Origin of the sequence: Mycobacterium sp. (genome assembly GCF_049281135.1) — a bacterium.
Classification (GTDB): Bacteria; Actinomycetota; Actinomycetes; order Mycobacteriales; family Mycobacteriaceae; genus Mycobacterium.
The window spans coordinates 1-11,937 of sequence record NZ_JBAPRN010000066.1 but is presented as its reverse complement, the minus strand read 5'-3'; the positions used below and the strand labels follow the sequence as shown (position 1 = coordinate 11,937).

Genomic DNA, 11,937 nt, shown 5'->3' with positions numbered 1-11,937 from the left:
GGATAGGGCCGTACCTGACCCTGATGCGCGGGATTTCCTACGAGGAAGAAAACGTCCGCTGGGCCGAGCGAGCGCTGACAATCGTCGAGCAGCGTCAGGGTGCCGGGTCGGTCAGGTAGCGCGCGATGACCGGCCGCAGCCACTCGACGAGTTGTGCGTCCGACATGGCCGTCAAGGGCGGCACGCCGAGGATGTAGCGGGCCACGGCCACGCCGAGTAATTGGGAGCCGACCAGGGAGGCCCGCTCGGGCGCGCGGTCAGGCGTGACGGTGGCCAGCGCGGGAGCCACCTGGCCGACGAAAACCGTGAGCAGAGCGTCCGCGGCAGCCCGGTTGGTCGCAGCCGCCCGCAACAGCGGAAGGAGTGGACCCTGTGGGCCCCACGCCTCGACGAACACCGGCAGCAGGACGTCGGCCAACCGATCCGGTGCAATGCCCGTGAGATCCGGAAAGTTGATCTCGAATTGCGAGGCCGCGGCGAAGAGCGCGGCCTTGTTGCCGAAGTAGTGCATGACCAGCGCAGGGTCGACGTTGGCTGCCGAGGCGACCGAGCGGATGGTCGTGCGCTCGAAGCCGCGGCTGCCGAACTGCGATCGTGCAATGTCCAGGATCGCTGCCCGGGTGGCCTGACCATCGCGTCCATCACGCGTTTTAGGGGGCATCCCGGCATTGTATTCAACAACTGTTGACATGGTTGGAGCAACCGCCTAGTTTCAAGTTCAACAGTTGTTGATATGCCTTTACCGAAAGGCCCCAACGAGAGGTCACGCTCATGACCGTCACCGCCATCCAGATCGGGCTCGACCCGGACGTCATCGATTACTCCGCGGCTGACTTCGCGCAGTTTCCCGGGTTGTCGAAGGAAAAGCTGCGCGCCGCCAACGAGGAGAACGTGGCAAGCCTGCGCGCGGGCGGCTATGACGTCGACAACTGCCTGATCGACTTCGGTGCGGCCGGCGCCGACAAGGCCGGCCAGTGGCTGGCGGCCAAGCGCTACGACGCGGTGCTGATCGGCGCCGGCGTGCGACTGCTGGCCGCCAACACGCTGCTGTTCGAGATGATCGTCAACGCCGCGCACGTTGCCCAGCCCGGTTGCCGCTTCGTGTTCAACCGTGGGCCCGTTGCCACCCCGGACGACATCCGTCGCTGGTACCCGAACCCCGGGGCGGTGGCGTGATGACCACACACGTCGTCGATGTCCTGGTCGTCGGCGCGGGCCCGACCGGGCTCATCGCCGCCGGTGACCTCGCACGAGCGGGCCGGTCGGTCACGGTCTTGGAGCGCCGGCCGGCGATCAACCCGTCCAGTCGCGCGTTCGCCACGATGGCGCGCACGCTGGAGGTGCTGGATGTACGTGGAATCGCCGACGATCTGCTGGCGCGTTCGCATAAGGCCTCCGGTGTAACGATTTTCGGCGGTGCCCGCATCGACCTGTCGCACCTCGACTCGCCTTACCGGTTCGCGATGATCACCCCGCAGACCAATGTCGACCAGGCCCTGGGTGCATACGCCGCCGCGCAGGGCGCGGTGATCCGGCGCGGCCTCGAAGTCGTCGGCCTCGAACAGGACGCCGACCAGGTATCGGTGACTACCGGGCCGTACGATGGCGGCCCGCAGACTCGTTGGCGGGCACAGTATTTGATCGGGGCCGATGGGGCGCACAGCACGGTCCGCGGATTGCTGGGGGTGGATTTCCCCGGCAAGACGATCTTGTCGTCGATCGTGCTCGCCGACGTCAAGTTGGCCCACGGGCCGACCGGCGGCGGGCTGACGCTGGGCAGCACGCCCAACGAGTTCGCGTTCCTGGCACCGTACAGCCGTCGCGAGGGGGACGGTTGGTGGTATCGCGCGATGGTGTGGGATCGCAAGCACCAGGTGCCCGACAGCGAGCCGGTGGATTCCGATGAAGTCGCACGGGTTCTCGCACGGGCGATGAAGGCCGATCTCGGTTTGCTCGAGGTCGGCTGGAAGTCCCGATTCCATTGTGATGAACGGCAAGTCGAGCAGTATCGGCACGGCCGGGTGTTCCTGGCCGGCGATGCTGCGCACGTGCACTCACCGATGGGGGGTCAGGGTATGAACACCGGCATCCAGGACGCCGCGAACCTGGCGTGGAAAATCGACGCGGCCCTCGCCGGCGCCGACGACGCGGTACTGGACAGCTATCACGACGAGCGCCATCCGATCGGCAAGCGGGTCCTGTTGCAGTCCGGGATGATGGCGCGCGGCGTCACTCTTCGTCCGAGGATCGCACGCGGCATACGAAACCTGTTGGTGCCCAGAATTCTTCGTATTCCACGGGTGCGTGACGCGGTGGCCGGCAGCTTCGCCGGCACGACGCTGCGCTACGCCCATCGGGCAGGCGAAAGCGCCCTCGTGGGTACTCGGGCCACGCAGATTCCGCTGATCCACGACCGGCTGACCGAGCTGCAGCGCGAGCCGGGGTTCGTGCTCATTCGCGAGCGCGGCAGGCCGGCGGTCGGCGTCACCGACCTGCACCAAGCGGAGCGGGCCGACCCCGGACCCGCTGTGCTGGTGCGGCCCGACGGCTACATCGCGTGGACCGGCGACTCGGCCAACTGCTCGGAATGGCTTGGCGCGTTAGCCCGGTGGGCCGCACCGGCTGCGCGTCCACATGTGGTGTCCGCGACCGGCTGAACCCTAGCTGGCGGGCGGGTCCTCGACAGCGCGCAGCGGCGTGCTGTGCGCGTCAAGGAAGGCACTGATGACCTCGGTCACCCGTTCCGGTGCCTCGAACATCGGAATGTGTCCGACGCCGTCGAGTTCGGTCACTCGCGTTCCAGCGGGAAGTTGGGCCTGGTAGTACCGGAGCGACCGCGGTGCGGGGAACACTCGGTCCTTTCCGCAGATCACCAGGTGCGCGGGGACCGCGGTGTGCGCCAACTCCACCAGTCCGGGCCCCAGCAGCGCCTTGCCCATCAGTTGGAAGTAGGCGGGGCAGTGCGCCGCGTCCTCGGCGATGGCCTCGAGTTCGCTTTCACTGACCCCGTCCGGTGATGCGCTGATCGGCAGCGTGGCGAGCTGACGGCTGAAAGGCAGCCGCAACGCGCGCGGCCCCGCCAAGCGGGCCAGTGCCAAGAACGGCAGCCCGCTGACGAACTTGGCGATCACCTCGAATTTGGTCGGGGCCCAGCGGGTCCAGCCGCCGGCCGGCGCGATGCCGGTGACTGTGCGTGCCCGGCCGCGACGTTCCAGCTCGAAGGCCACCCAGCCGCCCAGGGAGTTTCCGACGATGTGGCAGGTATCCCAGCCCAGCTCGTCCAGCTGCCGCTCGACGTGGTCGGCCAACAGTGACGAGCTCAGGAACCACGTGCCGGCGCGCGGGCCGCCGTGGTGGCCGGCCATCGTTGGAGCGAACACCTCGTAGCGGCCGGTATCGGCCAGCTGCGGTGCCACTTTGTCCCACACCAGTTGCGAGATGAGAAAGGGATGCAGCAACAGCACCGGTTCGCCTGAGCCGAGATGGATGGGCGCGCGAGAAGTCACCGTGCCGACATTAAGGTGATACCACCGGTACCGCAAGGAGCCCTGGCGTCCGCGTGAAAAGATCGGGTCATCATGAGTACAGCTACTGGATCCCGCCGGGTTTTCTCCGGCGTGCAGCCGACCTCCGACTCGCTTCATCTCGGAAATGCGTTGGGCGCTGTGACCCAGTGGGCTCAGTTGCAGGACGACCACGACGCCTTCTTCTGCGTCGTCGACCTGCACGCCATCACCGTCCCGCAGGATCCCACCGTATTGCGCCGTCGCACCCTGGTGACCGCGGCGCAGTATCTGGCGCTGGGTATCGACCCCGGCCGCAGCACGATATTCGTGCAGAGCCACGTGCCCGCACACACTCAGCTGGCCTGGGTGCTGGGCTGCTTCACCGGTTTCGGCCAGGCCTCGCGGATGACGCAGTTCAAAGACAAGTCGTCACGTCAGGGTAGTGATGCGACCACGGTGGGTCTGTTCACCTATCCCGTGCTGCAGGCCGCCGACGTGCTGGCCTACGACGCCGAATTGGTGCCGGTGGGTGAAGACCAGCGCCAGCATCTGGAGTTGGCGCGCGATGTCGCGCAACGGTTCAATGCCCGCTACCCGGACACGTTCGTGGTCCCCGAGGTCCTGATTCCCAAGGCCACCGCGAAGATCTACGACTTGCAGGATCCGTCGTCGAAGATGAGCAAGTCGGCAGCCACCGACGCCGGCCTGATCAGCCTGCTCGATGCTCCCGCGGTGTCGGCCAAGAAGATTCGGTCGGCGGTCACCGACAGCGAACGCGAGATCCGCTTCGATCCGGACGCCAAAGCCGGCGTGTCGAACCTGTTGAGCATTCAGTCCGCCGTCACCGGCGTCGACATCGACGCGCTGGTCGGAGGATATGCAGGACGCGGCTACGGCGATCTGAAGAGGGACACCGCAGAAGCTGTGGTGGAATTCGTGACGCCGATCAAGACTCGGGTCGACGAATTGCTCTCAGATCCAACAGAACTGGAGGAAGTGCTGACCAACGGCGCCGCGCGGGCCGATGCTGTGGCCGCGAAAACGGTTGACCGGGTTTATGACCGGCTCGGGTTCCTACCGAGACGTCCTTAGCGGGTTGTCGTGAGCGAGCCGGCCAAGCCAGGAATCCTCGATCGGCTGCGGGCGCGGTACCGCTGGTTCGACCACGCGATGCGGGCCAACGACTGGTACGACGAACGTCAGGGCAACTTTTATGCGGCCGGGCTGACGTACTACACGATCTTCGCGCTGTTCCCTTTGCTGATGGTCGGTTTCAGCGTCGCCGGCTTCCTGCTGTCGCGGCGGCCCGACGTGCTGAACACTATCGACAACAAGGTCAGGGCGGCGGTGCCCGGCGCGCTGGGTCAGCAGGTGCTCGATCTGATGAATTCGGCGATCGACGCTCGGGCATCGGTCGGCTTCATCGGCTTGGGCGTGGCGGTGTGGGTCGGCCTGAACTGGATGAGCAATCTTCGGGTTGCGCTGACCGAGATGTGGCAGCAGAGCAACGGTTCGCACGGATACTTCCGCACCAAGTTCTCCGATCTTGCTGCGATGGTGTCGTCGTTCGTGGCTATTTTCGCCACGCTCGCGCTCACTGCGCTGGCCGGTGCGGCGCCGATGGCCCGTCTGCTGCATCTGCTGGGTGTTCATGATCTGCCGGGGCTGGACGCGATCTTTCGCGCGGCCTCGGTGTTGGTGTCATTCCTGTTGTCGTGGTTGGTGTTCGGCTGGATGATCGCCCGGTTGCCGAGGTATCCGGTCCCTTTCGTCAGTTCAATCCGGGCCGCACTGCTCGCGGCGATCGGCTTCGAACTGTTCAAGATGGCCGGAACCATCTATCTGAAGTCGGTGCTGCACAGCCCGGCTGGTGCCACATTCGGGCCTGTGCTGGGTCTGATGGTGTTCGCGTACGTGACGGCACGGCTATTGCTCTTCGCCACCGCATGGGCGGCGACGTCGACGGACAGCCCGCACGCGCCGCCGGCGGAGCCGCCCGAGCCCATCACCATCACGCCGCGCGTGCAGGTGACCGAGGGTTTCAAGACCCGAGAGCTGGTCACCGCCGCCGTGGTGGGCGCAGTTGGGGCACTGGGTCTTTCCCGACTCAATCGGCGTAACAAAGAATAGCCTCAGCGGCGGCTTCAACGTCGCGGGTGTTTCTTTCGCGAAACAATTCGGCCACGGCAGGACGCGTCAGTCCCGAGACGTGTCATTCTCTGGAGCAGGAATATATTGCGCTACGCAAAGGCGGGTAGGCGATGTCAGCTCCAAATCTCTTCCACAAACTGGCCGCGGAGACTCTCGGCACCTTTTGGCTGGTGCTCGGCGGCGTTGGCGCTGCGGTCTTTTCGCTGAAGGCCCAGTCGGATCTGTTCTCGCTCGGTATCGGTTATCTCGGTGTCGCGCTCGCGTTCGGTCTGACCGTGCTGACCGGCGTGTACGCGTTCGGGACGATCTCCGGTGGGCATTTCAACCCAGCGGTCACGCTGGGTGCGGCATTGGCTCGCCGTGTGGAATGGAAAGTCCTGCCGGGATATTGGATCGCGCAGGTGATCGGCGGTCTGCTCGGCGCGCTGGTGGTGTACTTCATCGCGTTCGGCAAGCCCGGCTTCATCGCGACGGGGCACCTGGCGGCCAACGGTTATGGCGTCCATTCACCCACGGGCTACTCACTGGGTGCCGTCATCCTGGCCGAGATCGTCTTGACGGCCGTCTTCCTGTTCGTCATCCTCGGCTCGACCGACGCGCGGGCGCCGAAAGGCTTCGCGGGCTTGGCTATCGGCTTGACCCTGACGATCATCCACCTAGTGGCCATTCCGATCTCCAACACGTCGGTCAACCCAGCCCGATCGACCGCTGTGGCGTTCTTCAACGGCGACGGTGCTCCTGCGCAGCTGTGGGTGTTCTGGCTTGCACCTCTGGTCGGCGGGGCGATCGCCGGTATCGCCTATCCATTGTTGTTCGGCCGGGCTGAGGAGGAGGCGGCGCCGCCCACCAAGAACACCTAGCTCACGACCTTCAGGCCCGCGATGCAGCCGACCACACCGGCGATCAGCAACACCTTGACCGGCGACGCCGTCTCGTCGCCGGTCAGCATCGCGTAACCGACAGTGAGCACCGCCCCGACGCCGACCCAGACCGCGTAGCTGGTTCCGGTCGGCAGGCTGCGCATCGCGAATGCCAACCCCGCCATCGAGAACAGCAGCGACACAGCGAAAATCAGCGACGGAAGCAGCCGGGAAAAGCCGTCGGATCGATCCATCGCGGTCGCCCACACCGCCTCGAGAGCCCCGGACGCCACCAATACCAGCCAGGCCATCGCGCACCTCTCCTCGCGCCGTCTTGTCGCTGGCCGGGTACGGTGCGCCTCGTCCGGTGTCAGTTGCTGACCCGCTCGACGGTAGCAAATCCTATCGGCCGGTTACCCAGCTGCCGCGTGCCATGACGGCGCTGACCCGATAATCAGGTTCCAGCGCAACAAGATTGGCCTCGGCACCGACCCGAAGACTTCCGGCGCCATCGATGCCGAGTGTCCGGGCCGGGGTCGTCGACGTCATGCGGACCGCGGCGGCAAGCGCGGTGTCCCGGTCTGAGCCGTGGCCGGCGACCGCGCCGAAAAGCTGATCCATCGTGGCGGTGCTTCCCGCGATGGTGGAGGTGCCACGCACGCGGGCCACCCCGTGCACAACGTCGACCGCTACCGTGCCGAGCTGAAATTCGCCGTCGCCGATCCCCGCCGCGGCTGTCGCGTCGGTCACCAACGCGACCCGGTCGGCCCCGGCCGCCGCGATCGTCGCGTTCACCATCGCGGGGTGGATATGAACACCGTCCGCGATCAGTTCGACCGTCACCCGCGGATCCTGCAGCAGCGCAAGTGCCGGCCCCGGCTCGCGGTGATGCACTGACCGCATCGCGTTGAAGAGGTGGGTGCCGACCGTGGCCCCCAGCTCGATAGCGTGGCAGGTCTGCTCGTAGGAGGCATCGGTATGCCCCAGGGCCACAACCACTCCGGCATCAACCAGGCGGGAGATCGCGTCCTCGCTGCCGGGTCGCTCGGGTGCCAGAGTCACCATCCGGATTGCGCCATCGCCCGCAGCCAGCAACCCGTCGATTTCCGCCGGCGTCGGGTCGCGCAGCTGGGTGTGGTCGTGGGCGCCGCAGTGCGCCGCGCTCAGCCACGGCCCCTCCAGGTGGATACCGGCGACGGTGCCCTCGCGAGTCGACTCGGCAAGCACCCGCGCGGCGGTCAGCAGATCGGCCGACGACGTGGTGACCAGGCTTGCCAGCGTGGTGGTCGTACCGTGCTCGCGGTGAAAGTCGGCCGCTCGCTGAATCTCTGCGGCCTCGCCGCCGGTGTACGTCGCGCCGCCGCCGCCGTGGACGTGGATGTCGACGAAGCCGGGGACGATCACCGCATCGGGCAGGTCGACATCGGCGCGATGCGGCGGTGCGCCCGCACCGCAGCCCACGATCTGGTCGCCTGAGGTTTCGACCCAGCCTGGGTCGCAGACGCCTCGCTCGAGTACGACGGTGCCCGCGGCGATCAGCGACATGCCGGTACATCCGTTGCCGCACTCGTGGTTTCGTCAGGCCAGCGGCCGTTGTTCTCCCAGAAGTGGCGGATGTCTTCGAGTTGTCGTCCTTTGGTTTCCGGGGCGAACCGGTAGACCAGGAAGAATCCCACGGTGGCGATCATGGCGAAGACAGTGAACATCCCGGCGCCGCCCAGGCTGTTCAGCATCGTCAAAAAGACGGACTCGATCAGCGCGTTGGCCGTCAGGTTAGCGGTAAGCATCGCGCTGGAGCCCAGTGACCGCAGGTGTGCCGGGAAACTCTCCCCGGCGTAAACCCAGACCAGCGCCCCGAACCCGAAGGTGAAGCCCATGGTGAACATCAACAGCCCGGCGTATCCGAAGCCTGAGACCGCACTGGATTTCGCCGCGAACACGGCGATCAGCACCCCATCGCCGACAATCATCGTTGCGATGCCGCACAGCAGGATGGGACGGCGGCCGACCCGGTCCACGAGGACCAGCGAGGTCAGCACGGCGACCAGCGATGCCAGCTCCATCACCGCGGGCAACACCAGCAGGGCGAAATTGCCCTGAAAACCCATGGCCTGGAACAACAGCGGGCTGTAGTAGATGATCCCGTTGATGCCACTCAGCTCGGCGAAGAAACCGAGTCCGACGACGAACAGCGTGGCGCGCAGATAAGGCATGCGCAGCATCTCGAGGATCGATCCGCCCCGCTCTTCGCGCATCGCCTCAGAGATCTCGGCGATTTCCTTGTCGACGTCGCTGTTCGGCTCGATCCGCTGCAACGATCGGCGGGCGTCGTCGACTCGGTTCTTGAACAGGTACCAACGCGCGGTGTCGGGCGTGGAGGCCAACAGCGGCAGCACCAACAGGGCAGGCACCGACGCCAGCCCGAGCATCCAGCGCCAGCTACCCGATTCCGCCAGCATGTATGCCGACAAGTAGCCGCTGATGATGCCGAGAATGGTCGCCACCTGGTAGGTGACCAGCATCGCTCCGCGCAATCGGGCCGGCGCCGACTCAGCGATGAACACCGGGGTCACGGTGGCCGACAACCCGATGGTCATGCCGAGCAACATGCGGGCCGCCATCAGCCACGGCATCGACGCCGCAGCGGCGCCCAGCAGCGAAAAAACCGCATAACCGCCTGCCACCAGCATCATCGAGCGCTTACGGCCGATCGCGTTGGCCAGGAATCCGCCGCTCAGCGCGCCGCAGATCTCGCCGATCACCACCATCGTCGTCAGCAGTTCCTGCTTGCGGATGGTCAAGTTGAAGTCGTTGGTGATGAACAGCAGCGCGCCGGCGATGTTGGAGAGGTCATAGCCGCAGATGATGCCGAGCGTCGCCGCCGTGACCCCGATCAGCAATCGCCGTCGTGCCCGAAGTGACTCGCCGATGCGGCTCACAATCTCCCCTCCGGGTAGCCGCCCGGACCGTGGTCGCCGCCTAGTGCTGCGGCCGTCGGTTCGTCGAGCGGGCCACCATAATCAAGCCGAACACGACGACCGTACCGATGACCGCGACACCGACCCTAACCGGCAAAGCGTCCGCGGCGGGGATCAGCGCGGCGGTATTCGAGGCGGGCCCGGCGGCGTTGTCGCCGTTCGCCGCAGGGTTCGGGGCGGTCAGCGACGGATCGGGTTCGATCAGCGTTCCCACCCGCGTTCCCGGCGCGGTCGCAAAGCCGTAGTCCAGCAAATGAGCCGCTTGCTGCCACGGCGCGATCGGCTGACGGGTGCCGTGCAGCAAGACCGCCATCAGCCGGCGCCCGTCCCGGTTCGCGGCGCCGACAAACGTCTGTCCGGCGTCGTCGGTGTAGCCGGTCTTGCCGCCGAGCGCGCCTGGGTAGTGGTAGAGCAGCTGGTTGTCGTTTTCCAGTTCGTAGCCCGGGCTGTCGGCGTGGCCGGGGAAGTCGAACTTCTGGGTGTGCACGATGTCGGCGAAAGTCGAGTTCTCCCAGGCGTATCGGTAGAACAACCCGATGTCGTACGCCGAGGTGCTCATCCCGGGCCCATCGAGCCCCGATGGCGTGACGGCGCGGGTGTCGCGGCCTCCGAGTTTGGCGGCCAGCGCGTTGATCTTGTCCAGTGCCGCCGGCATGCCGCCCAATTGCATCGCCAGCGAGTGTGCGGCGTCGTTGCCGGAGTGCATCAGCAGCCCGTGCAGCAACTGGTCGACGGTGTAGGTGCCACCCGGGGCAACGCCGACCTTGGTGCCCTCCGCGGCGGCATCGTCAGGCGTGCCGTCGACGGTCTTGTTGAGGTTGAGCTCGCGCAGCGATGCCATCGCGACGAGCACCTTGATCACGCTGGCCGGGCGGTGGCGACCGTGTGGGTCGCGGGCGGCGACTATGGCGCCGCTGTCCAGGTCGGCCACCACCCAGGCATCGGCGGAGACGTCGCCCGGCACCGGGGGAGTGTTTGCCGCCGTGACCACACCGCAGCCGCCTAGGGAGTTACCGCCGATCGGCGAGGGCGGCACGGGCAGCGGCAGCGGCGGGTCGCCGGCCTGCGGGACTTCCGAGGAGTCCACCGCAGGCGGTGTCGCCACCTTGAACGGGCACAGGTCGTGCACGACGCCCGGCTGGGCGAACGCGGCGGGCATGCCGAGCAGCGCGGGCCCGGTCAGCATGAAACCAGCCGCTGCCAGGCATGACGCAGTTCGCAAGAGTGCCATCGTGTGTGCAGAGTAGGCGATCAGCGGCCCGATTCCGCGGAGCCGCGCTGTGACTGGTGTTACGGATGTTGCACTAACTAGTTGACAATGGGCAGGTAACCGACACCGGTGCCGCCGATGCGGCCAAGCCACAGCCGGCCGGGGATTTCCACCACGCCGGTCGCCAGGCCGAAGTTCGCGTGCTGGGTGCGAAGCTGGCTCACCACATGCCCGTCGTCCGGGTCGAAGGCGGCCACCCAGACCGTCGACTTCGGGTTGGGCAGCCAGCGGTAGGGCAGCAGCCGCCACATCAGGCTGCGGATGATCGGCGCGCGTGGGCCCAGCCATTCGTTGAGCGGGTTGCGGTCGGACACCAGTGCCACCCAGATCCGTCCGTCCAGACCGGTCGAGATGTTGTCGGGATAGCCGGGCAGCGCGGTGACCAATGGGGTGATCGTGCCGGCCCGGTCACCGGTCAGCCAGTACTTGGACAACCGGCAGGCGGTGGTCTCGGCGTAGACCACCGCCGACTCGTCGGCGGTCAGTGTCACGCCGTTGGCGAAGTACAGACCGGAAGCCAGCTCGCTGACCGTGCCGTCGGGATCCCGCCGAAACAACGAGCCGGTCGGGCGTCCCTCGATCACCGAGCCCTTGTAATGCTCATAGTGGAACCGGCAGGTCGACTCGGTGAAAAAGATTGTGCCATCCGATGATTCGACGACGTTCGAGCAGAAGGTCAGTTTCCGGCCGGCCACCTCGGCGACCAACGTTTCGATCGCCCCGGTCGCCGGGTCGTACCGCAGCAGGCCGCAGTGGCTGTCGCAGATCAGCAAGCGGCCGTCACGGGCGACGGCCAGGCCCAGCGGTCGCCCGCCGGTGTCGGCGACCACCTGCACGGAACCGCCGTCGGGGCTGATCCGGACGATGCGGCCATCTTCGACGCCGGTCCAGATGTTGCCGTCGGCATCTGCGACGACGTCCTCGGGTGCGGTGCCGGGCACCGCGACCACGTGCAGCTCCGCGGCGACATCCGGTGCGGGTAAGGGCCGCGACGGCGGCGGTTGCCACCGGATCGGGTCAATGCTGGGTTTGGCCATCACATTTCCTTCAGCACGCCGCGCAAAATGCTTTCGATGGTTTCGAACTCGGCGGGGCCGCTGATCAGCGGCGGTGCGATGACGATCGCCGGGTCGCCGCGGTCGTCGGTTCTGGTGTACAGGCCGGCCTCAAAC

The 11,937-nt window shown here is 66.5% G+C and carries 12 protein-coding genes, 1 pseudogene and 1 riboswitch; of the genes and pseudogenes, 6 read left to right on the top strand and 7 right to left on the bottom strand.

Annotation, left to right across the window (positions count from 1 at the left end):
* Positions 1-119: pseudogene (locus WAN02_RS02655) on the top strand (PadR family transcriptional regulator); the annotation flags it as partial.
* Here the strand turns inward: WAN02_RS02655 and WAN02_RS02650 are convergent.
* Positions 95-661, bottom strand: a complete 567-nt coding sequence (locus WAN02_RS02650) for a TetR/AcrR family transcriptional regulator (protein ID WP_422262587.1) — start codon at positions 659-661, stop codon at positions 95-97. The pseudogene WAN02_RS02655 and the gene WAN02_RS02650 sit on opposite strands and share 25 nt — an antisense overlap.
* Before the next feature lie 110 nt (positions 662-771).
* Between WAN02_RS02650 and WAN02_RS02645 the strand changes: the two genes are divergently transcribed.
* Together WAN02_RS02645 and WAN02_RS02640 are read left to right on the top strand one after the other, a co-directional pair.
* Positions 772-1,176 (top strand): hypothetical protein, encoded by a 405-nt coding sequence (locus WAN02_RS02645; protein ID WP_422262586.1) that lies wholly within the window; start codon positions 772-774, stop codon positions 1,174-1,176.
* Positions 1,176-2,657, top strand: coding sequence for an FAD-dependent oxidoreductase (locus WAN02_RS02640; RefSeq protein WP_422262584.1), 1,482 nt, complete (start codon positions 1,176-1,178; stop codon positions 2,655-2,657). Before WAN02_RS02645 ends, WAN02_RS02640 begins: the two co-directional genes overlap by 1 nt.
* A 3-nt stretch (positions 2,658-2,660) precedes the next feature.
* Here the strand turns inward: WAN02_RS02640 and WAN02_RS02635 are convergent, their stop codons facing one another.
* Positions 2,661-3,461: an alpha/beta fold hydrolase gene (locus tag WAN02_RS02635; RefSeq protein WP_422262589.1), complete on the bottom strand. Its 801-nt coding sequence runs from the start codon at positions 3,459-3,461 to the stop codon at positions 2,661-2,663.
* Positions 3,462-3,578: 117 nt separating this feature from the next.
* On the opposite strand from WAN02_RS02635, the gene trpS reads away from it, so the two are divergent.
* From trpS to aqpZ, 3 genes are all read left to right on the top strand, one after another.
* Positions 3,579-4,598, top strand: coding sequence for a tryptophan--tRNA ligase (gene trpS, locus WAN02_RS02630; RefSeq protein WP_422262582.1), 1,020 nt, complete (start codon positions 3,579-3,581; stop codon positions 4,596-4,598).
* A 9-nt stretch (positions 4,599-4,607) separates the two neighbouring features.
* The gene (yhjD, locus tag WAN02_RS02625; RefSeq protein ID WP_422262580.1) at positions 4,608-5,636 is read left to right on the top strand and encodes an inner membrane protein YhjD; all 1,029 of its coding nucleotides are present in this window, start codon (positions 4,608-4,610) and stop codon (positions 5,634-5,636) included.
* Positions 5,637-5,767: 131 nt separating this feature from the next.
* On the top strand, positions 5,768-6,517 hold the full coding sequence (gene aqpZ / locus WAN02_RS02620) for an aquaporin Z (protein WP_422262578.1): 750 nt from the start codon (positions 5,768-5,770) through the stop codon (positions 6,515-6,517).
* Here the strand turns inward: aqpZ and WAN02_RS02615 are convergent.
* The 5 genes from WAN02_RS02615 to WAN02_RS02595 all read right to left on the bottom strand — a co-directional run bounded on the left by WAN02_RS02615 (position 6,514) and on the right by WAN02_RS02595 (position 11,802).
* Positions 6,514-6,828: a DMT family transporter gene (locus tag WAN02_RS02615; protein WP_422262576.1), complete on the bottom strand. Its 315-nt coding sequence runs from the start codon at positions 6,826-6,828 to the stop codon at positions 6,514-6,516. The two genes, aqpZ and WAN02_RS02615, sit on opposite strands and share 4 nt — an antisense overlap.
* A gap of 12 nt (positions 6,829-6,840) precedes the next feature.
* Positions 6,841-6,904: riboswitch (guanidine-III (ykkC-III) riboswitch) on the bottom strand.
* A 15-nt stretch (positions 6,905-6,919) separates the two neighbouring features.
* Complete coding sequence (nagA, locus tag WAN02_RS02610) at positions 6,920-8,062, bottom strand: N-acetylglucosamine-6-phosphate deacetylase (RefSeq protein ID WP_422262574.1); 1,143 nt, start codon at positions 8,060-8,062, stop codon at positions 6,920-6,922.
* Complete coding sequence (locus WAN02_RS02605) at positions 8,053-9,456, bottom strand: sugar porter family MFS transporter (protein ID WP_422262572.1); 1,404 nt, start codon at positions 9,454-9,456, stop codon at positions 8,053-8,055. Before WAN02_RS02605 ends, nagA begins: the two co-directional genes overlap by 10 nt.
* Positions 9,457-9,496: 40 nt before the next feature.
* Positions 9,497-10,726, bottom strand: a complete 1,230-nt coding sequence (locus WAN02_RS02600; protein ID WP_422262570.1) for a D-alanyl-D-alanine carboxypeptidase family protein — start codon at positions 10,724-10,726, stop codon at positions 9,497-9,499.
* 77 nt (positions 10,727-10,803) lie between these two features.
* The gene (locus WAN02_RS02595) at positions 10,804-11,802 is read right to left on the bottom strand and encodes an SMP-30/gluconolactonase/LRE family protein (RefSeq protein WP_422262568.1); all 999 of its coding nucleotides are present in this window, start codon (positions 11,800-11,802) and stop codon (positions 10,804-10,806) included.
* Positions 11,803-11,937: the final 135 nt, after the last annotated feature.